The sequence below is a fragment of the Streptomyces durmitorensis genome, from assembly GCF_023498005.1.
Classification (GTDB): domain Bacteria; phylum Actinomycetota; class Actinomycetes; order Streptomycetales; family Streptomycetaceae; genus Streptomyces; species Streptomyces durmitorensis.
Genome location: NZ_CP097289.1, coordinates 4,901,631 through 4,923,906, shown reverse-complemented (window position 1 = coordinate 4,923,906; position 22,276 = coordinate 4,901,631). Strand labels below are relative to the sequence as shown.

The 22,276-nt window shown below is 69.9% G+C and carries 20 protein-coding genes; 14 read left to right on the top strand and 6 right to left on the bottom strand.

What is annotated here, in order from left to right:
• Positions 1 to 72 precede the first annotated feature (72 nt).
• Complete coding sequence (locus tag M4V62_RS22040; protein ID WP_249588966.1) at positions 73 to 1,569, top strand: aminopeptidase P family protein; 1,497 nt, start codon at positions 73 to 75, stop codon at positions 1,567 to 1,569.
• Between the two features lie 88 nt (positions 1,570 to 1,657).
• On the opposite strand, the gene M4V62_RS22035 is transcribed toward M4V62_RS22040, so the two are convergent.
• Entirely contained in the window at positions 1,658 to 2,149 is a 492-nt protein-coding gene (locus tag M4V62_RS22035; RefSeq protein WP_425575109.1) for a carboxymuconolactone decarboxylase family protein, read from the bottom strand.
• A 41-nt stretch (positions 2,150 to 2,190) separates the two neighbouring features.
• On the opposite strand from M4V62_RS22035, the gene pdxR reads away from it, so the two are divergent.
• Positions 2,191 to 3,627 carry a MocR-like pyridoxine biosynthesis transcription factor PdxR gene (gene pdxR, locus M4V62_RS22030; RefSeq protein WP_249588964.1) on the top strand — a complete coding sequence of 479 codons (1,437 nt, stop codon included), beginning with the start codon at positions 2,191 to 2,193 and terminating at the stop codon, positions 3,625 to 3,627.
• A gap of 55 nt (positions 3,628 to 3,682) precedes the next feature.
• Here the strand turns inward: pdxR and M4V62_RS22025 are convergent, their stop codons facing one another.
• The gene (locus M4V62_RS22025; RefSeq protein ID WP_249588963.1) at positions 3,683 to 4,126 is read right to left on the bottom strand and encodes an ATP-binding protein; all 444 of its coding nucleotides are present in this window, start codon (positions 4,124 to 4,126) and stop codon (positions 3,683 to 3,685) included.
• Between the two features lie 269 nt (positions 4,127 to 4,395).
• On the opposite strand from M4V62_RS22025, the gene M4V62_RS22020 reads away from it, so the two are divergent.
• The 9 genes from M4V62_RS22020 to M4V62_RS21980 all read left to right on the top strand — a co-directional run bounded on the left by M4V62_RS22020 (position 4,396) and on the right by M4V62_RS21980 (position 14,487).
• A complete protein-coding gene (locus M4V62_RS22020) occupies positions 4,396 to 5,217 on the top strand; it encodes a hypothetical protein (RefSeq protein WP_249588962.1) in 822 nt (273 codons plus the stop codon).
• Positions 5,218 to 5,409: 192 nt separating this feature from the next.
• Positions 5,410 to 6,141 (top strand): YcnI family copper-binding membrane protein, encoded by a 732-nt coding sequence (locus tag M4V62_RS22015; RefSeq protein ID WP_249592930.1) that lies wholly within the window; start codon positions 5,410 to 5,412, stop codon positions 6,139 to 6,141.
• Positions 6,142 to 6,219: 78 nt separating this feature from the next.
• Positions 6,220 to 6,870: an SCO family protein gene (locus M4V62_RS22010; protein ID WP_249588961.1), complete on the top strand. Its 651-nt coding sequence runs from the start codon at positions 6,220 to 6,222 to the stop codon at positions 6,868 to 6,870.
• Positions 6,867 to 7,358 (top strand): copper chaperone PCu(A)C, encoded by a 492-nt coding sequence (locus tag M4V62_RS22005; RefSeq protein WP_249588960.1) that lies wholly within the window; start codon positions 6,867 to 6,869, stop codon positions 7,356 to 7,358. Before M4V62_RS22010 ends, M4V62_RS22005 begins: the two co-directional genes overlap by 4 nt.
• 14 nt (positions 7,359 to 7,372) lie before the next feature.
• Positions 7,373 to 9,343 (top strand): copper resistance CopC/CopD family protein, encoded by a 1,971-nt coding sequence (locus M4V62_RS22000; RefSeq protein ID WP_249588959.1) that lies wholly within the window; start codon positions 7,373 to 7,375, stop codon positions 9,341 to 9,343.
• 11 nt (positions 9,344 to 9,354) lie between these two features.
• Complete coding sequence (efeB, locus tag M4V62_RS21995) at positions 9,355 to 10,602, top strand: iron uptake transporter deferrochelatase/peroxidase subunit (RefSeq protein WP_249588958.1); 1,248 nt, start codon at positions 9,355 to 9,357, stop codon at positions 10,600 to 10,602.
• A 220-nt stretch (positions 10,603 to 10,822) separates the two neighbouring features.
• The gene (gene pheA, locus M4V62_RS21990; RefSeq protein ID WP_249588957.1) at positions 10,823 to 11,758 is read left to right on the top strand and encodes a prephenate dehydratase; all 936 of its coding nucleotides are present in this window, start codon (positions 10,823 to 10,825) and stop codon (positions 11,756 to 11,758) included.
• Positions 11,759 to 12,376: 618 nt separating this feature from the next.
• Positions 12,377 to 13,666, top strand: a complete 1,290-nt coding sequence (serS, locus tag M4V62_RS21985) for a serine--tRNA ligase (protein WP_249588956.1) — start codon at positions 12,377 to 12,379, stop codon at positions 13,664 to 13,666.
• Positions 13,663 to 14,487, top strand: coding sequence for an HAD family hydrolase (locus tag M4V62_RS21980; RefSeq protein ID WP_249588955.1), 825 nt, complete (start codon positions 13,663 to 13,665; stop codon positions 14,485 to 14,487). The genes serS and M4V62_RS21980 overlap by 4 nt, the downstream gene beginning before the upstream one ends.
• A gap of 342 nt (positions 14,488 to 14,829) precedes the next feature.
• Here the strand turns inward: M4V62_RS21980 and M4V62_RS21975 are convergent, their stop codons facing one another.
• Genes M4V62_RS21975 through M4V62_RS21960 form a run of 4 tightly spaced genes read right to left on the bottom strand, consistent with a single transcriptional unit; the run spans position 14,830 to position 18,389 of the window.
• A complete protein-coding gene (locus tag M4V62_RS21975; protein WP_249588954.1) occupies positions 14,830 to 15,549 on the bottom strand; it encodes an ABC transporter permease in 720 nt (239 codons plus the stop codon).
• Between the two features lie 11 nt (positions 15,550 to 15,560).
• Positions 15,561 to 16,472 carry an ABC transporter ATP-binding protein gene (locus M4V62_RS21970; protein ID WP_249588953.1) on the bottom strand — a complete coding sequence of 304 codons (912 nt, stop codon included), beginning with the start codon at positions 16,470 to 16,472 and terminating at the stop codon, positions 15,561 to 15,563.
• Positions 16,469 to 17,374, bottom strand: coding sequence for an ABC transporter permease (locus M4V62_RS21965; RefSeq protein WP_249588952.1), 906 nt, complete (start codon positions 17,372 to 17,374; stop codon positions 16,469 to 16,471). Before M4V62_RS21965 ends, M4V62_RS21970 begins: the two co-directional genes overlap by 4 nt.
• Positions 17,364 to 18,389 (bottom strand): ABC transporter ATP-binding protein, encoded by a 1,026-nt coding sequence (locus M4V62_RS21960; protein ID WP_249592929.1) that lies wholly within the window; start codon positions 18,387 to 18,389, stop codon positions 17,364 to 17,366. The genes M4V62_RS21965 and M4V62_RS21960 overlap by 11 nt, the downstream gene beginning before the upstream one ends.
• A gap of 274 nt (positions 18,390 to 18,663) precedes the next feature.
• On the opposite strand from M4V62_RS21960, the gene M4V62_RS21955 reads away from it, so the two are divergent.
• From M4V62_RS21955 to M4V62_RS21945, 3 genes are read left to right on the top strand one after another with little or no spacing between them, the layout of a single operon-like run.
• A complete protein-coding gene (locus M4V62_RS21955) occupies positions 18,664 to 19,515 on the top strand; it encodes a M24 family metallopeptidase (RefSeq protein ID WP_249588951.1) in 852 nt (283 codons plus the stop codon).
• Complete coding sequence (locus tag M4V62_RS21950; protein ID WP_249588950.1) at positions 19,512 to 21,293, top strand: SDR family oxidoreductase; 1,782 nt, start codon at positions 19,512 to 19,514, stop codon at positions 21,291 to 21,293. Before M4V62_RS21955 ends, M4V62_RS21950 begins: the two co-directional genes overlap by 4 nt.
• Positions 21,290 to 22,222 (top strand): metal-dependent hydrolase, encoded by a 933-nt coding sequence (locus M4V62_RS21945; protein WP_249588949.1) that lies wholly within the window; start codon positions 21,290 to 21,292, stop codon positions 22,220 to 22,222. Before M4V62_RS21950 ends, M4V62_RS21945 begins: the two co-directional genes overlap by 4 nt.
• The last annotated feature ends 54 nt before the right edge of the window (positions 22,223 to 22,276 follow it).

Here is a 22,276-nt window from a genome sequence, read left to right as displayed (position 1 = left end):
TTCCGGCTCTGGGCCCCCTTCCGTACGCCCGTACGATGGAGGGGGCCCAGTGTCGTACATAGGAGGCAGATCGTGTCGGAGGAGCTCATTCCGGAGAACCCGGAGACCCCGGAAGACCTGGAGATCGAGTCCGAGGAAGAGCCGATCAAGCAGCGCAAGAACGGCCTGTACCCGGGCGTCTCCGACGAGCTCGCCGAGAACATGAAGTCCGGCTGGGCCGACACGGAGCTGCACGACCTGCAGCCGATCGCCCAGGCCGCGCACACCGCCGCCCGCCGTGCCGCGCTCTCCGCGCGCTTCCCGGGCGAGCGCCTCGTGATCCCCGCGGGCAACCTCAAGACCCGCTCGAACGACACGGAGTACGCCTTCCGCGCCTCCGTCGAGTACGCGTACCTGACCGGCAACCAGACCGAGGACGGCGTCCTCGTCCTGGAGCCGACGGACTTCGCGGACGGCACGAGCGGCCACGAGGCCACCATCTACCTGCTGCCGCGCTCCGACCGCGAGAACGGCGAGTTCTGGCTGGACGGCCAGGGCGAGCTGTGGGTCGGCCGCAGGCACTCCCTCACCGAGGCCGAGACGCTGCACGGCATCCCGGCGTCCGACGTGCGCGAGCTCGCCGACCAGCTGCGCGAGGCGACCGGCTCCGTCCGTGTCGTCCGGGGCTACGACGCCGGCATCGAGGCCGCGCTGACCGACAAGGTCACCGCCGAGCGCGACGAGGAACTGCGCGTCTTCCTCTCAGAGGCCCGTCTGGTCAAGGACGAGTTTGAAGTCGGCGAGCTGCAGAAGGCGTGCGACTCGACCGCCCGTGGCTTCGAGGACGTCGTGCGCGTCCTGGACAAGGCCGAGGCGACCAGCGAGCGCTACATCGAGGGCACGTTCTTCCTGCGCGCCCGCGTCGACGGCAACGACATCGGCTACGGCTCGATCTGCGCCGCGGGCCCGCACGCCACGACGCTGCACTGGGTGCGCAACGACGGCGCGGTGCGCTCCGGGGAGCTGCTGCTGCTCGACGCCGGTGTGGAGACGCACACGTACTACACCGCCGACGTGACGCGGACGCTGCCGATCAACGGCCGCTTCGACGATCTCCAGCGGAAGATCTACGACGCCGTGTACGAGGCCCAGGAGGCCGGCATCGCGGCGGTCAAGCCGGGCGCCAAGTTCCGCGACTTCCACGACGCCGCGCAGCGCGTGCTCGCCGAGAAGCTCGTGGAGTGGGGCCTCGTCGAAGGCCCGGTCGAGCGCGTCCTCGAGCTGGGTCTCCAGCGCCGCTGGACCCTGCACGGCACCGGCCACATGCTCGGCATGGACGTCCACGACTGCGCCGCCGCGCGCCGTGAGACGTACGCCGACGGTGTCCTCGAGCCGGGCATGTGCCTGACCGTCGAGCCCGGTCTGTACTTCCAGGCGGACGACCTGACGGTGCCGGAGGAGTACCGCGGCATCGGCGTGCGGATCGAGGACGACATCCTCGTGACGGCCGACGGCAACAAGAACCTGTCGGCCGCGCTGCCGCGGCGTGCGGATGACGTCGAGGCGTGGATGGCTGAGCTCAAGGGTTAAGCGCTCTGCAGAACCGGGCCTCTTCTTTAAGAAGGGGCCCGGTTCTGCGTTTCCGGGGCCGCGTTACCCGGAGCCGTGCCTCCGGGGCCTAGCGCTCGTCCTCGCCCGCGACCTTGGCGGTGCTCAGGGCGATGCGGTTCCAGGTGTTGATGGTGAAGATCAGGGCCAGGACGTGGCCGAGCTCCGTCTCGTCGAACTGCGCGGCCGCGCGGGCGTAGACGTCGTCCGGTACGCCGCCCTGGTGGACGAGCGTGACGGCCTCGGTCAGGTCGAGAGCCGCCTGCTCCTTCTCCGTGAAGAAGTTCCTCGCCTCGCGCCAGACGCCGACCATGTGCAGGCGCGCCTCGTCCTCGCCGGCCTTGCGAGCGTCGGAGGTGTGCATGTGGAGGCAGTACGCGCAGCCGTTGAGCAGCGAGGCACGGATCTGGATCAGCTCGACCAGGGCCGGGTCGAGTCCGTCACGGGCGGCGGCGTCGAGCCCGATCACGGCCTTGAACGCCTTGGGGGCGGCCTTGGCGAAGTTGAGGCGAGGGGTGTGCGTGTGAAGCTGTGCGGCGTTCTCGTTGTTCGTCATGACCATGAATCTACGGGTGAAATAGACCTCGGATAGGGTGCATTCCCATGGCGGAATCATGGGTCAATTTGGCCGAGCGCATCGGGAGTGACCTGCACCTGGAGCTCTCCGGGGCGGGCGGCCGCCGCGCCGTCCTCATCCGCGCGCTGCGCGACGCCGTGCGCGAGGGGCGGCTCGCTCCGGGGACGCGGCTTCCGCCCTACCGCTCCCTGGCCGCCGATCTGGGCATCGCCCGCAACACCGTCGCCGACGCCTACGCCGAGCTGGTAGCCGAGGGCTGGCTGACCGCGCGGCAGGGGTCCGGCACCCGGGTGGCCGACCGGGCGGCGCCTCCCGCGCGCACCCGTGTCCCCAAGCGGGCGCCCACCCGGCCCGCCGCGCCCGCCCCGCCCACGTACGACCTGCGCCAAGGCCAGCCGGACGCCGCCTCCTTCCCGCGTACCGCCTGGCTCGCCGCGGCCCGGCGCGCCCTCAGCTCCGCGCCGAACGAGGCCTTCGGGCCGGGTGACCCGCAGGGGCGCATCGAGCTGCGCCGTGCGCTCGCCGGCTACCTGGGGCGCGCCCGCGGGGTGCGCACCGACCCGGAGCGGATCGTGGTGTGCTCCGGGTTCGCGCACGCCCTGCGGCTGCTGTTCGGGAGCGGGGGAGGCGGGATGCTGAAGGGGCCGCTGGCCGTGGAGTCGTACGGCCTCGGTTTCCATCGCTCGATCCTCGGGACCGCGGGCGTACGGACGGTGCCGCTCGGCCTCGACGAAAAGGGCGCCCGGATCGAGGAGTTGACCGGGGGTCAGCGAGTCAGGGGCGTTCTGCTCACGCCCGCACACCAGTTCCCGACCGGCGGCCCCCTGCACCCGGCCCGGCGCGCCGCGGTGATCGACTGGGCGCGCACCAGCGGCGGCCTCGTCCTGGAGGACGACTACGACGGCGAGTTCCGCTATGACCGGGAGCCGGTGGGCGCCGTACAGGGTTTGGATTCCGAACGCGTCGTCTACATGGGCTCGGTCAGCAAGAGCCTCTCTCCGGGGGTGCGCCTCGGGTGGCTTGTTCTGCCCGAACACCTCATCGACGGGGTGCTCGCGGCGAAGGGCGAACGGGAGGCGTGGGCGAGCGTCGTCGACCAGCTCACGCTCGCCGACCTCATCGAGTCGGGCCACTACGACCGGCACGTCCGCCGGATGCGTCAGCGCTACCGCCACCGCCGCGATCAGCTCGTCGCCGCCCTCGCGACCCACGCCCCGCACATCAGCCCGACCGGAGTCGCCGCGGGCCTGCACGCCGTCCTGCGGCTGCCGCCCGGCACCGAGCAGTCCACGGCGAAGGCGGCCGCCTGGCAGGGCCTCGCGCTGGAGGGCCTCGCCGATTTCCGCCACCCGGAGGCCACGATGCCCGCACCCGACGGTCTGGTCGTCGGCTACTCCACGCCGCCGGAGCACGCCTACGGAGCGGCGCTCGAGGCCCTGTGCAGGGCGCTGCCTCCCGGCTAGCGGGCTCGCCGCCGGACTTGACCAGGGAGGGGCCGGCAGGCGGCCAGACGGGCTCTCAGGCCGTGACGAGCGGTGCGTCCTCGCGCCACTTGAGGATCTTGTCGAAGCTGATCACCGCGCCGCCCCTGCCGCCCGGCCTGTTGCCGAAGTGCACATGATCGGCGAGCTCCTGGATGAGATAGAGACCCCGTCCGTGCTCGGCGGTGTCGGAAACGGGCTGCGCGACGGGGACGAATCCCGGTCCTGAATCGGCCACCTCGATGCGGCACTTCTCGCCGTCGAGGTACGCCGTCACCCGATACGCCCCGGCCGCGCCCTCGGGGACCGTCGCCCCGCCGTGCTCCACCGCGTTGGCACAGGCCTCGCTGAGGGCCACCGACAGGTCGTACGAGACGTCGGGATCCACCCCCGCGCTCTCCATCGTGCCGATGAGCAGCCGACGGGCCAGTGGGACGCTCGCAGCTTCGCGCCGCAAATGGAGAGACCACCACATGCTCATGCTCCAGCCTCCTGGCCGCGGCTCGACATACCGATACGTATTGCCGCAAGCGCCCGTGTATAAGCGCGCAGTTGACGTGATGCCGCCCATACGGCCGACGCGCGGACGGGTCGGGACGGTGTAGACACGTCCCCCACAAGCCACTTTCAGGCCCTCCGAAAGACACCCATTCGGTGCCCATCGGCATCGATGCGCACCGATCGGCATCCATGGGAGCTTGCGGACCTGCCGTATGCGGCGGGTAAGCCCAGTGCAATGATGTTCCGGCCATGACTGCCCCCCACCAGCGTGAAGCGCGCGCCGGAGTCGACCTCCGGCTGCTGAGAGCCTCGGTGTTCGCCGTGCTCTGCGTCGTGCTGTCCGCCGGGGGCCATGTGCTCGCTTCCTGCGCCGCCGTCCCGCTGTGGACGCTCGGTGTCGGATTCCTCGCCGTCCTGGCCGTCGCGGCACCGCTCGCCGGGCGTGAGCGCTCGCTGCCGGGCATCGCCGCGGCGCTGGCCGCCGGGCAGGTGGGCCTGCACGTTCTCTTCGGAGTCGGCCAGCACGGCGGCGGCACGGCGACGGCCGCCGCCCCCTCCCTGGTGGAGCGGGCCGCACGTCTGGTGTGCGGGGCGGGTGCCGCCAACATCAGCCCGGCCCAGGCCCATCGGATTCTGTCGACGGCAGGCATGGAGCCGGGCGGCGGTGCCGCGGGCCACGCCGTCCATCACAGCGCCCCGGCCACGGCGGCGGACTCCGCGATGGACTCGATGTCGCTGCTCCCGTCGCTTCCCATGCTCCTGGGGCACGTACTCGCCGCCGTCGCCGCCGGATGGCTGCTGCGCCGCGGCGACATCGCGCTGCTCCGGCTCGTGCGGCTCTCGGCGCACGGGGCGTATGGAGTCGCCGAGGGGGCGCTCGTGCGTTCCCTGCGCGGTGCGCTCGCTCTCGTACGCGCCCTGCGCGCCGGACTTCCCGGGGCGCCCGACGCGGGCCCGCACGCGCCCCGTACAGCGTTCTTCGGACCGCTGACGCCGCACACCACCGCGCTCCAGCACACGGTGATCAGGCGTGGCCCGCCGGCCACCGCCGCACTCGCACTCGCTGCCTGACGCGACGCACTCCTACCGCAGCACTACGGAGAGGTGCTTCACGCCCGGCGGCGTCCACGCGCGCGTGCCCGCTCGGTTCGTCGCCGCGCGCACTCTCCCCTGATCACCACTGCCGACCAGTTCGGCACTGCTGATCATCACCGCTGAAAGTGGAGTGTTTCTGCCATGTCTGTTCTGTCTGCGCTGTCCACCGTGAAGGCCTCCCGCGTCTCCGTCGTCGGTGGCGTCGCCGCCTCTGCCGTCCTGCTGCTCTCCGTCCCCGCCTTCGCGCACGTCAGCGTCACCGCCGAGGGCGAGGCCGCCAAGGGGGGCTACGCCACGGTCAACTTCAAGGTGCCGAACGAGATGGACGACGCCTCGACCAACAAGCTCGAGGTGTCCTTCCCCGAGGACCACCCGCTGGCCTCGGTCATGACGCAGCCCGTCCCCGGCTGGACCGCGAAGGTCACCAAGACGAAGCTCGACAAGCCCCTTGAGATGCACGGCGAGAAGATCGACGAGGCCGTCTCCAAGGTCACCTGGACCGCCGACGGCAAGGGCGTCCAGCCGGGCACCTTCCAGAAGTTCCCGCTCTCGCTCGGCGCGCTGCCCGAGGACGCCGACGAGCTCGTCTTCAAGGCCGTCCAGACGTACGACAACAAGGAAGTCGTCCGCTGGATCGAGCCGCAGCAGAAGGGCCAGGAGGAGCCGGAGCACCCGGCGCCGGCCCTCGCGCTGACCGCCGCTTCCGAGGACGGCCACGGCGCCGCCGCCTCGCACGACGACGCCAAGGCGGACGCGAAGTCGGACGAGAAGAGTGAGTCCGCCGCCTCGTCCGACAGCAGCGACTCCACCGCCCGCGTCCTCGGCGTCGTCGGCATCGTCGTCGGCGCTGCGGGAGTGGCGTTCGGCGTGCTCGCCGGCCGTCGTCGCGCCAACAGCTGAGCCACCCTTCGGGCCGCACCGGGTGCGTTTCACCTGCCCCCGGTGCGCCCGGCCCCCTCACATCTGGGACATTTTCGTATGCGCAAGAAGAAGCTGCTCGCCGCCGCCATGCTGGCCGCGGCCGCCCTCACCCTGTCCGCCTGCGGCGGCGGTGACGACAGCAAGAAGCCCGTCGCGGACGTCTCCGTCGAGTCCAACGGCGACAAGGCCGCGACCATCCTCGACAAGCCCTTCGAGAAGCCGGACCTCGTCCTCACGGACACACACGGCAAGAAGTACGACCTGCGCGCGGAGACCAAGGGCAAGCCGACGCTCATCTACTTCGGCTACACCAACTGCCCCGACGTCTGCCCCCTGACGATGAGCAACATCGCCGTCGCCAAGAAGCAGCTGCCCAAGGCCGAACAGGAAAAGCTCCAGGTCGTCTTCGTCACCACCGACCCCGAGCGCGACACCCCCGCCGCCCTCGGCAAGTGGCTCAAGGCCCAGGACACCGACTTCATCGGCCTGACCGGTGACTTCGACACCATCCAGGGCAGCGCCCGCACCCTCGGCATCAGCATCGAGCCCTCCAAGAAGGAGAAGGGCAAGGTCGTCTCGATGCACGGCACGCAGGTCATCGCGTTCTCGCCGAAGACCGACGCCGGGTACGTCCTGTACGGCGAGGACACCACCGTGGACGACTACACCAAGGATCTCCCCAAGCTCGTCAAGGGAGCCACCCCGTGAACCGCCGCACTCTCGTCACCGGGGCCATGGCGCTGACGGCGGGCCTCGCCCTCGCGGGCTGCTCCGACTCGTCCGGCGACAAGGACGCCGACAAGGCATCGGACAAGCCCGAGCTCAAGGTCGCGGGCGCCTTCATGCCCGAACCCGCCATGGACTCCATGGCGTCCGGGTTCTTCACCGTCACGAACAAGGGCGCCGCCGACAAGCTCACCTCGGTGACCAGCTCCCTCGCGCAGAAGGTCACGTTGCACAGCACCAAGGGCAACGCGATGAAGGAGCAGAAGTCGTTCGACGTGCCCGCGAACGGCGAGCTCGACTTCGCGCGGGGCGGCAACCACCTCATGTTCGAGGAGCTCAAGCACAAGCCGAAGCAGGGCGACAAGGTCGCGGTGACGCTGCACTTCGAGAAGTCGGACCCCATCGAGATTGAGGTTCCGGTGAAGGCCGCCACGTACAACCCCAAGCCCGGCAAGCACGCGTCGCACTGAGGGACTGATCGCTGATGCAGACCATCGCTCCCCGCTGTGGAGCTCGCTCCGGGGCCGCCGCCCGCTTCGGGATAACACCCGGCGTCGGACGGCTCCTGCTCGTCGTCGCCGTCTTCTTCGGCGCCCTGCTGGCCACGGCGGCCCCCGCCTCCGCCCATGCCGCGCTGACGGGCAGCGACCCCAAGCAGGGGGCGGTGGTCGACAAGGCGCCCGCCCGCGTGTCGCTGACCTTCTCCGAGAAGGTCGCCATGTCCGACGGCTCCGTACGGGTGCTCGACCCGGCCGGCAAGCGCGTCGACACCGGCAAGACCAGTGACCTCGGGTCCAACACGTACGGCGTGAACCTGCACAAGGGGCTGCCCGACGGCACCTTCACCGTCGCCTACCAGGTCGTCTCCGCCGACAGCCACCCCATCTCCGGGGCCTACACCTTCTCCGTGGGCGCGCCGTCCGACACCAAGGTCGCGCTGCCCGACCAGGAAGTGGGCGGCGGATTCGTCGGCGGGCTCTACGGCTTCGCGCGCTACCTCTCGTACGCCGGATTCATCCTCGTCGTCGGCGGGGCGGCCTTCGTGCTCGGCTGCTGGCCGGGCGGCGCGGGCGTGCGGCCCGTGCAGCGCCTCGTGGTGTCCGGCTGGGTCACGCTCACCGCGTCCACGCTCGTCATGCTGCTGCTGCGCGCTCCGTACACCGGGTCGGGGAAGATCGCCGACGCCTTCGACATGGCCAAGCTCGGCGACGTGCTCCAGACGAAGACGGGCGCCGCGCTCGTCTCACGGCTGCTGCTGCTCGCCGCCGCCGCGCTCTTCATCGCGGTGCTCTTCGGTGCGTACGAGAAGCGGACCGACCCCAAGGAGCGCAAGGACCTCACCTTCGGGCTCGCGATCGGCGGAGGCGTCGTCGCCGTCGGGCTCGGCGCGACCTGGGCCATGGCCGAGCACGCGTCGACCGGCATCCAGGCCGGGCTCGCGATGCCCGTGGACGTCGTGCACCTGCTCGCCGTCGCCGCCTGGCTCGGCGGGCTCGCGGCGCTCGTCGTCGCCCTCTACTTCGCGCCGTCGGTGGAGGCCGGGGCGGTGCGGCGCTTCTCGCGGGTCGCGTTCTGCAGCGTCGTCGCCCTCGCCGCGACCGGGCTCTACCAGTCCTGGCGGCAGGTCGGCTCGTGGTCGGCGCTCACCGGTACGTGGTACGGACAGCTGCTGCTCATCAAGGTCGGCCTGGTGGTCGTCCTCGTCGGCATCGCCGGGATCTCGCGGCGCTGGACGGCGCGGATCGCGGGCCAGGCGGGCGACCTCGCCCCGGAGGCCGCTGCGGCGACCGTCGTCGAGAAGCGCGCGGAGAAGCGTGCCGCGGCCAAGCGCGTGGAGAAGAAGCCGGTGACGGTGCCCGCAGGGGCCGCCGGAGCCGATTCCAAGCGCTCCGCCCAGCTTGCCCGCCAGCAGGCCGCCATGAGCACCGCCCGCGAGAAGCGGATCCGCGACGCGGACCCCAACCGGTCCGGCCTGCGCCGCTCCGTGCTCGCCGAGGCGGGCGTCGCCGTCGTCCTGCTCGCCGTCACCACGGTCCTCACCTCCACCGAGCCCGGACGCACGGAGGAGGAGGCCGCCGCTTCGAAGACGGCTGCCGCCGCCGCGCAGCGGTCGGGGCCGCTCTCCCTCAAGTTCCCCTTCGATACGGGCTCCGACGACGGCAAGGGCACCCTCCAGCTCGACCTGGACCCGGGCCGCACCGGCAGCAACGAGATGCACATCTTCGTGAAGCGGCCCAATGGCAGCGCCTTCGACATCCCCGAGGTGAAGGTCTCCTTCACCCTCAAGTCGAAGGACGTCGGCCCGCTGCCCGTCTCGCCCGACCACATCGCCACCGGACACTGGAGCTCCAACGGGGTGCAGATTCCGATGGCCGGCAAGTGGAAGATCGCGGTGACCGTGCGCACCTCCGACATCGACCAAGTGACCGTGAACAAGAACGTGCAGATCGGCTGAACGGAACCACCATGGCGGACAACGGGATTTCGAGGCGGCGGCTGCTCGGCACCGCCGGCGCCACCGGTCTCGCGCTCGGCGCGGCGGGCGGTGCGGCCGGGTACGCCGCGGCGCCATCGGACGCCTCGGAGGGAGCGGCATCGTCCCGTGCGGCGTCCCTGACGTCCCTTGGCGCGGACACGGTCATGTTTCACGGGAAACATCAGCCGGGCATCACCACGCCCGTCCAGTCCCGCGGCCATCTGGTGGCCTTCGACCTCGCGGCGGGCGCGGGCCGCAAGGAGGCGGCGGCCCTGCTGCGCCGCTGGTCGGCGACGGCCGAGCGGCTGATGGCGGGCAAGGCCGCGGAGGGCGGGGACACGGATGTCGCCCGGGACGCGGGTCCGTCGTCCCTGAGCGTCACCTTCGGCTTCGGCCACAGCTTCTTCGGGCGCACCGGCCTGGAGAAGCAGCGCCCGTCGGCGCTCGACCCGCTGCCGGACTTCTCCTCCGACCGTCTCGACAAGGCGCGCAGCGACGGCGACCTGTGGGTGCAGATCGGCGCGAACGACCCGCTCGTCGCCTTCCACGCGCTGCGCGCCCTCCAGAAGGAGGCAGGGGACGCAGCACGGGTGCGCTGGCAGATGAACGGCTTCAACCGCTCGCCCGGCGCGACCGCGCACCCCATGACGACCCGCAACCTGATGGGCCAGATCGACGGCACGAACAACCCGAAGCCGTCGGAGGACGACTTCGACCGGCGGATCTACGTGCCCGCCACGGGGAACCCCTCCTGGATGGCGGGCGGCTCCTATGCCGTCGTACGCCGCATCCGGATGCTCCTGGACGACTGGGAGAAGCTCGGCCTGGGGGACCAGGAGGCGGTCATCGGGCGCCACAAGTCGGACGGCTCACCCCTGACCGGCGGCACGGAGAGCACCGAGCCGAAGCTGGAGAAGGCGGACGCGGACGGCAAGTACGTCATCGCCCTCAACGCCCATGCCCGCATCACCCGGCCCGACCAGAACGGCGGCTCCGCGATGCTGCGCCGCCCGTTCTCGTACCACGACGGCTTCGACAAGGACGGGGAGCCGGACGCGGGCCTGCTCTTCGTGTGCTGGCAGGCCGACCCGCTCCGCGGCTTCGTGCCGGTGCAGCGCAAGCTCGACCGGGGGGACGCGCTGTCGGAGTTCATCCGGCACGAGGCGAGCGGCCTCTTCGCGGTGCCGGGCGGTGCGGCGAAGGGCGAGTACGTGGGACAGCGGCTCCTGGAGGCGTAGGAGGCGCTTGCGCCCCTTTGGTACGCGGGCCGAGCACCCATTCGTACGTGGGCCGAGCATGCTTTCCTGCGCGGGCCGAGCGCCCCTTCGTGCGCGGGGCGGGCGCCCGTGGTGGTGCGCGGGAGCGGGCGCGGCCTGGTGCCACATGCGCGTACGTGGGGCGGGTGCCGCTCCGTGAGACGCGTGAGCCATGCCACGTACGGGCCATTAGGGTGACGGTATGTCGGCGATGCGCTACACCTATCTCGGCCCCGAGGGCACCTTCACCGAAGCCGCCCTCCGTACGCTCCCGGAAGCGGCCACCAGGGAGCTCGTCCCGATGGTGTCCGTGCCGGCGGCGCTGGACGCGGTCCGTAACGGCGACGCGGCCGCGGCACTCGTGCCGATCGAGAACTCGGTCGAGGGCGGCGTGACGACCACCGTCGACGAGCTCGCCAAGGGCGAGCCCTTGATGATCTACCGCGAGGTCGTCCTGCCGATCGCCTTCGCGCTGCTCGTGCGGCCCGGCACCCAGCTCAAGGACATCAAGACGGTGACCGGCCACCCCGTGGCCCAGCCCCAGGTCCGCAACTGGCTCGCCGCGAACCTCCCGGACGCCCTGTGGGAGTCGGCGGCCTCGAACGCGGACGGCGCGCGCCTCGTCCAGGAGGGACGCTTCGACGCGGCCTTCGCGGGCGAGTTCGCGGCGGCGACGTACGGCCTTGAGCCCCTGGTCAGCGAGATCCACGACGCGGCGACCGCCGAGACCCGCTTCGTCCTGGTCGGCCGCCCGGCCCGACCCGCGGCACCGACCGGCGCGGACAAGACGTCCGTGGTCATCTGGCTCGGCGACGACCACCCGGGCGCCCTGCTCGAACTGCTCCAGGAATTCGCGGTGCGTGGGGTCAACCTGATGCGGATCGAATCGCGCCCCACTGGCCAGCGCATCGGCAATTACTGCTTCTCGGTGGACGCCGAGGGGCACATCACGGACCGCCGCGTGGGCGAGGCGTTGATGGGCCTCAAGCGGATCTGCCCGCAGGTGCGCTTCCTCGGGTCGTACCCGCGGGCCGGGGTGACGACCGATGACGTCCGTCCGCTGCGGCCGGGGACGACCGATGGCGAGTTCCTTGCGGCGTCGGACTGGCTGACGCAGTGCCAGGACGGCCGGTTCTGAGCAGTCTTACCTGCTGATTTACGTTGTCCACAAAGTTATCCACAGGCACGCTTCTCGACCTGGGGACAAGTCGACAACGAAGCACGACATGGTCGACAAATCGGCCTACAACCCACAAGTCCGTCCACAGTCGCGCACGTCACCCCTCGTCCACTCTTTTCCATTGATCAACTCTTTGGAGCGAACCATTTCCACTCGAAAGTGGGTGTGAGGGTGGTTTGGGACGGGAATCCTTCGTCGCGCATGCGGCTTTCGGAACGATCTCTTCCGGCATCCACAGATCTTTCGCACAGCCTGTGGATAACTTTTCCGAAGGGGATATTCCTGTGGACAACCGGGGCCTCAAGTCCCGCTCCTCACAAGGGGATCGGGTCAAGGGGGCACGTCCCCTCTGCCCCATTTCGGGGAATGGGACCCTTTTCATTGACCCGGAACCTGCGGGTCCGGAACGGCCGGTGGCCAGTACTCGGCGACTGCGTGACGGCTGCCCGATGACTGCCCGGTGGCTCAATTCCGTCGCGCCGCTTTCGGGAATTCCCATTCCGGCAAATCGACCATAACGCCCCAGAGTGGAATATCGAGTCGTGAGCCGGAACCGCTCGACGGTAGCCTGGTGGGGTGATTGACCTTCGCCTGCTCCGTGAGGACCCCGACCGTGTTCGCGCCTCCCAGCGCGCCCGTGGAGAGGACGTCGCGCTCGTCGACCTCCTGCTCTCCGCCGACGAGCGGCGCAGGTCGTCCGGGCTCCGCTTCGACGAGCTCCGTTCCGAGCAGAAGGCGCTCGGCAAGCTCATCCCCAAGGCCTCGGGTGACGAGAAGGCCGAGCTCCTGAAGAAGGCCGGCGAGCTCTCCGCCGCCGTCAAGGCGGCCAACGCCGCCCAGGACGAGGCGGATGAGGAGACCAAGCGCCTCCTCGGCCAGCTGGGCAACCTCGTGCACCCGGACGTCCCGGTCGGCGGCGAGGAGGACTTCGTCGTCCTCGACACGATCGGCACCCCGCGCGACTTCGCGGCCGAGGGCTTCGAGCCCAAGGACCACCTGGAGCTCGGCGAGATGCTCGGCGCCATCGACGTCGAGCGCGGCGCGAAGGTCTCCGGATCGCGCTTCTACTACCTCACGGGTGTCGGCGCACTGCTCGAGCTGGCCCTGGTGAACGCGGCGATCGCGCAGGCGACGGAGGCCGGGTTCATCCCGATGCTGACGCCCGCCCTGGTCCGCCCGCGCGCCATGGAGGGCACGGGCTTCCTCGGCCAGGCCGCCGAGAACGTCTACCACCTGGAGAAGGACGACTACTACCTGGTCGGCACCTCCGAGGTCGCGCTCGCCGGTTACCACATGGACGAGATCATCGACGCCGACAAGCTGCCCCTGCGGTACGCGGGCTTCTCGCCCTGCTTCCGCCGTGAGGCCGGCACGTACGGCAAGGACACTCGCGGCATCTTCCGCGTGCACCAGTTCGACAAGGTCGAGATGTTCTCGTACGTCGACCCGGCGGACGCGGAGAACGAGCACCAGCGGCTCCTGGAGTGGGAGAAGCAGTGGCTGACCGGCCTCGGTCTGCCGTTCCAGGTGATCGACGTGGCCACGGGCGACCTGGGCTCGTCGGCTTCGCGGAAGTTCGACTGCGAGGCGTGGATCCCGACGCAGGGCAAGTACCGCGAGCTGACCTCCGCGTCGAACTGCGACAGCTTCCAGTCGCGCCGCCTGTCGATCCGGATGCGCGACGAGAGCGACGGCAAGAAGGTGACGCAGCCGCTCGCCACGCTGAACGGCACGCTCTGCGCCGTCCCGCGCACGATCGTCGCCCTCCTGGAGAACCACCAGCAGGCCGACGGCTCCGTGTGGGTGCCCGAGGTGCTGCGTCCGTACCTGGGGGGACGAGAGATCTTGGAGCCCATCAACAAGTGAGCCACCCTGCTCCCGCCACGCCGTCCTTCCCGTACAAGCTCGTCGCGACCGACCTCGACGGAACGCTCCTGCGCTCCGACGACACGGTCTCGGCGCGCACGCGCGACGCGCTCACCGCGGCCACCGCGACGGGCGCCGCGCACATCATCGTCACCGGCCGTGCCGTGCCGTGGACCCGGCACATCCTCGACGACCTGGGCTATGACGGCCTGGCGGTGTGCGGGCAGGGCGCGCAGGTCTACCACGCGGGCGAGCACCGGCTGCTCACGTCGGTCACGCTCGACCGGCAGCTGGCGGGCCTCGCCCTGGCCAAGATAGAGGCGGAGATCGGCCCGCTGGCGCTGGCCGCGAGCCGTGACGGTCTCGACGGCGAGGTGATCGTGGGTCCTGGGTACGCGGTCCAGGACGGCCCGCTGCCCGCCGTCCCGTTCACCGATGTCGCCGAGCTGTGGTCGGCTCCGCTGAACAAGGTGTACGTCCAGCACCCGGGCCTGAGCGACGACGAGCTGGCCTCGGTGGCGCGTCAGGTGGCGGGTGGTCTGGTCGGCGTGACGATGGCCGGCGAGGGCATCGTCGAACTGCTTCCCCTCGGCCTCTCCAAGGCGACGGGGCTTTCGCTCGCGGCGCGCCGCCTGGGCGCGAAGGCCGCGGACACGATCGCCTTCGGGGACATGCCCAACGACATCCCGATGTTCGGCTGGGCGGCACATGGCGTGGCGATGGCCAACGCCCACGAGGAACTCAAGACGGTGGCGGACGAGGTGACGACGTCGAACGAGGACGACGGCATCGCGGCGGTGCTCGAGCGGTTCCTGGCCTGAGGACGTGGCCACCACACTGACCGTGGCGTGGCCACCACACTGACATAGCCAACGCACTGGAGCCGGGCACCGAGAGATTCGGTGCCCGGCTCCAGTGCGACGTTGGGTGGGCGGCCCGCGCAGCGAAGTGCGCGCTCGAAGCGGCCGCCCCGGGCAACTCCCCCGTGGCGGGGCTCTACGGAGTGAGTAACTACTCCGGAGCCTGCCGCGGGCTGCCCTGCCGGGAACTCGACGGACTGGTGATGGACACGTCGGCTCCTCTCCCGGTAAGCGGGCGCCAGGCTCGTGGCGCGGTGACACAACTACTGTGCCCGCGCCTCGAATTGCCCGCCACTGAATTAATCACTCCTCCCCGGCCAGCGTCAGCGACCGCAGCTTCTGCCCGGCATACCACGTGGCGAGGACCGTGACGCCGACCAGGAGCACCGTGGCGACCGGGAGGCCGACGTCCGAGGTGACCAGGTCGCCGCCCGCGGTCTTCTGGGCGACGGCGAGCGACCACTGCTGGACGCTGAGCGTGCGTGCCCCGGCGACCAGCGATCCGAAGAGCGCCTCCCACACGAGGGCGTAGACGAGTCCGAAGACCACCGCGTGCCGGGTGATCGTGCCCAGGAGCAGGAAGAGGGCCGCGTACGCGATCGAGGCGACCAGGGCGGCGATGGTGTAGGCCACCGCGATCTGCTGGCCGTTGCCGTTCAGGATCATGCCCGCGATGAAGGTCGGGATCGCCGAGAAGGCCATGGTCACGGCGATGGCGACGATGAGCTTGGTGAGGATGATCGTGGGGCGCTTGACCGGCTTGGAGAGGAGATAGACGACGGAGCCGTCGTCGATCTCGGGGCCGATGGCTCCGGTGCCCGCGATGACGCCGATGATCGGCACCATCGTGGCGAGCGCGAAGCCGCCGAGGAGGTCGGAGGCGACCTGGTCGTCGGCGCCGCTGAATCCGCGGACCGCGGCGGAGATGACGATCAGCAGGACAGGCAGGGCGAAGAGGATCAGAGCCCGGCGGCGGCCGAGCAGGGCCCGGTAGGTGAGCCGGGCGACAGTGGGGTCGTACACGATGGCTCCCTTCAGGCCGCGACGAGATAGGAGAAGACCGACTCGAGGGACTCGTCCGAGGGCGAGACCGTCAGGAGCCGGATGTCGTGATCGCGGGCGATGCGTGGCAACAGGGCGGTGAAGCGCCCGAAGTCGATGGCTTGGATGCGCAGGGCGCCTTCCTTGAGGTCGACTTCGATTCCTGCCGTCGACGGGTCTGCGATCAGGGCGGCGGCCAGGGCGCGGTCGTCGCTGGAACGCACGAGGTAGCGGTGCGGGCGGTCGGTCATCAGGCGGCGGATCTTGCGGAAGTCGCCGCTGGCCGCGTGCCGGCCGGCCACGATCACCTCGATGTGCGAGGCCAGTTGCTCGACCTCTTCGAGGATGTGCGAGGAGAAAAGGACCGTGCGGCCCTCGTCCCCCATGCGCCGCAGCAGGTCCATGAGCTGCATGCGCTGGCGGGGGTCCATGCCGTTGAACGGCTCGTCGAGCAGGAGCACGGACGGTTCGTGCACGAGGGCGGACGCCATCTTCACGCGCTGGCGCATGCCCTTGCTGTACGTCGAGATCTTGCGGTCCTGCGCGTACTCCATCTCTACCGTGGCGAGGGCCTTGTGCGCGGCCCGCTCGTCCAGGCCGTGCAACTCGGCGTTGGCGACGACGAATTCGCGACCGGTGAGGAAGTCGTACATCGCCTCGCGCTCGGGGACGATGCCGATGTCCTTGTAGATCTGTTCGTTGCGCCAGATCGGCTTGGCGTCGAGGGTGACGCTGCCGGTGGAGGGGGCGAGGAAGCCGCCCATCATGTTGATGAGGGTGGACTTTCCCGCGCCGTTCGGGCCGAGGAGGCCGGTCACGCCGGGACCGACGTTCATCGTGATGTCGTTGACCGCCACCACGTTGCCGAACCAGCGGGAGGTGTGGTCGATGTTGATGGTGCTCACAGCCCGACCTTTCGGTAGCGGCGCAGCAGTGCGCCGTAGCAGCCCGCGATGAGGGCGAGGACGACGATCACGTAGACCACGCCCGTGCCGGACGAGGGGCCTTCCCCTCCGGGGAAGGCGGAGGTCGCGCCGAGGAAGGCGGTCTGTACGCCGTCGATGAGCGTGATCGGCGAGAAGAGGCCGAGCCAGGCGATGGCGTCGGTGCTGCCCTGTTCGTAGGCGATGGCCTGGACCGTGGACACCGCTCCGTAGCTGATGGTCAGTACGGCGATGACGGCGGCGATCCCGAAGCCGCGGCGGGGTGTGATCGCCGAGACGACGAGCGCGATGCCGGAGAAGAGGAGCGAGAGCAGCGCCACGGAGACGAGCCCCTGGGCGAAGCCCTTCGTCTGGTCCGCGAAGTCGAGCTTGGCGAGCAGTGCGCCTACGTAGAGGACGAGCAGCGGTGCGGCCGTGAGGACGAAGAGGGCGGAGGCCATCGCCGCGAACTTGGCGCGTACGTAGTCGCTGTGCTCGATGGGGCGGGAGAAATAGAGGGGAACGGTCTTGAAGCGCAGGTCGCGGGAGACCGTCTGGGGGGCCTGGGCGGCCAGATAGAGACTGATCACTGCCTGCAGCACGATCGCGTAGCGGGTGTAGTCGAGGGGGAGGTCGTTCGCCTTCGTGGTCACGGCGACCGCCACCATGATCGCGGCGGGGACGCACATCACCGCGAAGAGGATCATGGGAAGGACCTTGGACTTGGCCGAGCGGCCGAGGCCGTACGCCCCGCGCAGGCTCTGGGAGAAGAGCGAGCGGCGGGCATAGGCGCGGCCCAGGCGAGCTCCGTCGTACTTGCGATAGCCGATGTTGTGGATCTGGGTCTGTTCGCCGGCGTGTGCCGGGGGCTGCTCAACCGCCATGGCGGACCGCCTCCTTCCGCGCTTCCTGGTCGGACTGCTTTGCCTGCTGGGACGGTTGAGGCTGTCCGGACGGCTCGGGCTGCTCTGCCTGCTCGGACTGGAAGACCTCTGCGATGTGGTGCCTGCGCTGTTCCATCCGGACCAGGCCGAGGCCGAGGTCCGCGACGAGATCGCGCACCAGGTCGTACGTCTCGTCGCCGACCGCTTCGAGCAGCACGGTGTGCCCGGCACCGGGCAGGCCGCTTCCCTCGTGGGTGGCGACCCCGCGGCCTTGCAGCGCCTCGCGGAACACCTTGGTGCCGTCGGGGTGTTCGTCGGTGTCCGTCACCTCGACGGCCAGCGTCGTGGTGGTCTGGGTGAAGTCGGTGGTGGAGCTGGACCGCAGGAGCTTGCCGCCGTCGATGACGACGACGTGGTCGCAGGTGCGCTCCAGCTCACCGAGCAGGTGCGAGGTGACCAGGACGGAGATGCCGAAGTCCGTGTGGACGCGGCGGATGAGGCCCAGCATCTCGTCACGGCCCACGGGGTCGAGGCCGTTGGTCGGCTCGTCCAGGAAGACCAGGTCGGGGTCGTGGACGAGGGCCTGCGCGAGCTTCACGCGCTGCTTCATCCCCGTCGAATAACCCCCGATGGGGCGATAGCGCTCCTCGTAGAGACCGACGTGCCGCAGGGTGTCCGCGGTGCGCTCGCGGGCCGCCGTGGGCGGCAGTCCCGACATGCGCGCCATGTGGACGACGAATTCGGTGGCCGACACATCGGGCGGCAGGCAGTCGTGCTCGGGCATATAGCCGACGCGCTCACGGATCTGGCCGCCACTGGTGGCGACGTCGAGGCCGAGCACAGCGGCGGTGCCCTCCGTGGCGGGGGACAGACCCAGCAGGATCTTGATCAGTGTGGACTTGCCGGCTCCATTGGCTCCGACGAGTCCGGTTACACCGGGCCCGATATCCATGGAGAGCCGGTCAAGCGCGGTCACCCTCGGGAACCGCTTGCTCAGGCTTTCGGTCGCGATCACAGTCACATTTCGAAGGTAGTGGCGCAGACCACATCGAGCGTCAGACCAGGGTGCTGTCCTCGCGTCACTCTCGGGTATTACGGGCCCGTAGGGGTCGTCCTGAGGTCGCCCCCTGGGGGATACCCCTCGGTCTACCCCGGAGTCCGGCCCGGCTCGTGCACAGCTATTGACGTAGCCGCTGAGCATTGTCACATTCATCAGTGTCAAGTTACGGACGCGTACTGCGATGGACCGGTCACGCGGACTGCGATGACGGACACGGACGGACGGTGGCATGACCTCAGCAGTGGCAGGCGAACTCTCCGCGGAACTGCGGGGGTTCAGGGAAGTACAGACCCTCGCGTATGAATGCGCGGAGGCGGTCGCGGCGCAGCTCAAGCCGGGCGTGACCGAGCGCGAGGCGGCGCGGATGCAGCGTGAGTGGCTGCGGGAGCGGGGTGTGCGGGACTGGTTCCACCTGCCCTTCGCCTGGTTCGGGGACCGCACGGCGTTCGCGAACTTCCGGATACCGCTGCAGTTCTTCCCCACCAACCGCCGCCTTGAGCCCGGGATGCCTTTCATCCTCGACATGGCCCCGGTCTACAAGGGATACACGGCGGACATCGGCTACTCCGGCTGCCTGGGCCTGAACCCCCTGCACGACAAGCTGCTCTCCGACCTGGAGGCGCACCGCGAGCTGCTCCTGCGCGAGGTGCGTGAGCGCCGCACGCTGCGCGAGATCTATGAGGACGTGGACCGGCTCATGGTCCGCCAGGGCTATGCCAACCGCCATCGCGCGTATCCCTTCGGCGTCATCGCGCACAAGATCGACCGGGTCAAGGAGCGCCGCAGGTCGCCGCATGTCTTCGGCTTCGGCACGCAGTCCCTGAAGGGTCTGGCGAGCGACGCGATCCATGGGCACCGGGACGGCTGGTCGCCGCTGTGGTCGCCGTACAAATTCTCCGACCACCCGCCCCAGCCGGGGCTCTGGGCGGTCGAACCGCACCTCGGATTCAGGGGTACGGGCGCGAAGTTCGAGGAGATCCTGGTCGTCACCGACTCCAAGGACCCCGAGCAGAGCGCGTTCTGGCTGGATGACGATCTGCCGCATGTGCGGCGCTGGGCTGAGGAGAGGGCCGCCGCATGAGCACGGAAGGAATCACCAAGGGGATCGAGGGCGCCCGCGAGCGCTGGGTGCGTACGGGCGGAGTAGAGCTGTGCGTCGCCGAGCTGGGCGACCCGACACAGCCCACGGTGCTGCTCGTCCACGGATATCCCGACTCCAAGGAGGTGTGGTCACAGGTCGCCGAGCGCCTCGCCGACCGCTTCCATGTCGTGCTCTACGACGTGCGCGGCCACGGCAGGTCGACGGCTCCGCAGCCGCTGCGCGGCGGGTTCACCCTGGAGAAGCTGACCGATGACTTCGTGGCCGTCGCCGATGCGGTGAGCCCGGACAAGCCGGTGCACCTGGTCGGCCACGACTGGGGTTCGGTGCAGGCCTGGGAGTTCGTCACCGTCAAGCGCACCGAGGGGCGCATCGCGTCCTTCACCTCGATGTCGGGGCCCTCGCTCGACCACTTCGGGCACTGGATCAAGAAGCGGATGACCCGGCCCACACCGCGCAAGGTCGGCCAGCTCCTCGGCCAGGGCGCCAAGTCCTGGTACGTGTACATGCTGCACACGCCGGTGCTCCCCGAGCTCGCCTGGCGCGGCCCTCTCGGCAAGCAGTGGCCGAAGATCCTCCAGCGCATGGAGAAGGTGCCCGCGGGCGACTACCCGACGTCGTCACTGCCCTCGGACGCCGCGCACGGAGCGTGGCTCTACCGCGACAACGTCCGCGCGCGGATGCGCAGGCCCCGCACCGATGCCTACGCCCACGCGCCCGTGCAGCTCATCACGCCGTCCGGCGACATCTTCCTGTCGGAGCGGCTCTACGACGAACTGGAGCTGTGGGCACCGGAATTGGTGCGCCGCAGCATCCCGGCCAAGCACTGGGTGCCGCGCACCCGCCCCGACCAGCTGGCGGCATGGATCACCGACTTCGTCACCAGCAATGAGGACGGCGTGCCCACGAACGACAGTGTGGCCACGGGCAAGCACGCCGACCGCTTCGGCGGCCAGCTGGTCCTGATCACCGGCGCGGGCAGCGGCATCGGCCGGGCCACCGCCTTCGCGTTCGCCGAGGCGGGCGCGCGTGTGGTGGCCGTCGACCGGGACGCGGAGAGCGCGGCGCGCACGGCGGAGATGTCCCGGCTGGTCGGCGCCCCCGAAGCCTGGGGCGAGACGGTCGACGTGTCCGACGAGCAGGCCATGGAGAAGCTCGCCGAGAAGGTCGCCAGGGAGTACGGCATCGTCGACGTCCTGGTGAACAACGCGGGCATCGGCCTCTCCGGCTCATTCCTCGACACGACCTCCGAGGACTGGAAGAAGGTCCTCGACGTCAATCTGTGGGGCGTGATCCACGGCTGCCGGCTCTTCGGCAAGCAGATGGCCGAGCGCGGCCAGGGCGGCCACATCGTCAACACCGCGTCCGCGGCGGCGTATCAGCCCTCCAAGGCCCTGCCCGCCTACAGCACGTCCAAGGCGGCGGTCCTGATGCTGAGCGAGTGCCTGCGCGCGGAGCTGGCGGGCCAGGGCATCGGGGTCTCCGCGATATGCCCGGGCCTGGTGAACACGAACATCACGGCGACCAGCCACTTCGCCGGAGTCGACGCCGAAGAGGAGAAGCGCCGCCAGAAGAAGGCCTCCCGCCTGTACGGCCTGCGGAACTACCCGCCGGAGAAGGTCGCCGACGCGATCCTGCGCGCGGTCGTCAAGAACCAGGCCGTGGTCCCGGTCACCCCGGAGGCCCGTGGCGCCCACCTCATGTCCCGCTTCACGCCCAAGGCCCTGCGTGCGATCGCCCGATTGGAGCCGCCGCTGTGAGCACGGAGAAGAGCACCGACACGAACACCGAGGAGCATTACACGATCGTTCCGCGCAGGGTCTCGTTCGACTGGGAGCGGACCCCGCTGCACTGGATACCGGACGAGCCCACCGCCACCCACGTCATCAACGTGCTGCATCTGCTTCTCCCGGCGGGGGAGCGGTGGTTCGTGAAGGTCTTCAAGGAAGGCCTGCCCCTGGTCACCGATCCGGTACTGCTCAAGGACGTCAAGGGGTTCATGGGCCAGGAGGCCACGCACAGCGTGCAGCACGCGCATGTGCTCGACCACCTGGCGGCGCAGCGGCTCGACACCGCCGCCTTCACCAAGTACGTCGACTTCCTCTTCGAGAAACTCCTGGGCGAGAACCCGCCGTTGGGCGCGCCGATACCGACGCAGGAGTGGCTGCGCTTCCGCCTCGCGGTCGTCGCGGCGATCGAGCAGTTCACGGCGGTCCTGGGGAACTGGGTGCTGCACGCCGAGGGCCTGGACCAGGCGGACGCCGACGAGGTCATGCTCGACCTGCTGCGCTGGCACGGCGCGGAGGAGGTCGAGCACCGCTCGGTCGCCTTCGACATGTACCAGCACTGCGGCGGCGAAGGCCTGTCCCGCTATGCCCGCCGCATCGCCGGCATGACGGTCACCGCGCCCGTGATGCTGTACCTGTGGGTCTGGGGCACCGCCTATCTGATGCGCCGGGACCCCCAGCTCGCGGGGCGTCTTCGCTACTCGCTGGGCGAGCACAACAAGGCGGTCCGGAAGGGCCTGCTGCCCACATGGCGGGAGCTCGGCACGGCCATACCCCGCTATCTGCGGCGGTCGTACCATCCCTCGCAGGAAGGCTCGCTGCGCAAGGCCGTCGAATATCTGGCGGAGTCACCCGCGGCGCGGGCCGCGGCCGCTGCGGTCGGCCGCGCGGCCATCGCCTAGCACGAGGGTTTACGGAGGCGGGGAGCGTGGACGAGCAGTCGGACGCGGGGCAGA

Coding starts and splice junctions, on each gene's coding strand:
- M4V62_RS21965 (WP_249588952.1), bottom strand. CDS start 17,374: ATGGCGGTTGAGCAGCCCCCGGCACACGCCGGCGAACAGACCCAGATC.
- M4V62_RS22025 (WP_249588963.1), bottom strand. CDS start 4,126: ATGAGCATGTGGTGGTCTCTCCATTTGCGGCGCGAAGCTGCGAGCGTC.
- M4V62_RS22035 (WP_425575109.1), bottom strand. CDS start 2,149: ATGGTCATGACGAACAACGAGAACGCCGCACAGCTTCACACGCACACC.
- M4V62_RS21950 (WP_249588950.1), top strand. CDS start 19,512: ATGAGCACGGAAGGAATCACCAAGGGGATCGAGGGCGCCCGCGAGCGC.
- M4V62_RS22000 (WP_249588959.1), top strand. CDS start 7,373: ATGCAGACCATCGCTCCCCGCTGTGGAGCTCGCTCCGGGGCCGCCGCC.
- efeB (WP_249588958.1), top strand. CDS start 9,355: ATGGCGGACAACGGGATTTCGAGGCGGCGGCTGCTCGGCACCGCCGGC.
- M4V62_RS21955 (WP_249588951.1), top strand. CDS start 18,664: ATGACCTCAGCAGTGGCAGGCGAACTCTCCGCGGAACTGCGGGGGTTC.
- M4V62_RS22020 (WP_249588962.1), top strand. CDS start 4,396: ATGACTGCCCCCCACCAGCGTGAAGCGCGCGCCGGAGTCGACCTCCGG.
- M4V62_RS22010 (WP_249588961.1), top strand. CDS start 6,220: ATGCGCAAGAAGAAGCTGCTCGCCGCCGCCATGCTGGCCGCGGCCGCC.
- pdxR (WP_249588964.1), top strand. CDS start 2,191: ATGGCGGAATCATGGGTCAATTTGGCCGAGCGCATCGGGAGTGACCTG.
- pheA (WP_249588957.1), top strand. CDS start 10,823: ATGTCGGCGATGCGCTACACCTATCTCGGCCCCGAGGGCACCTTCACC.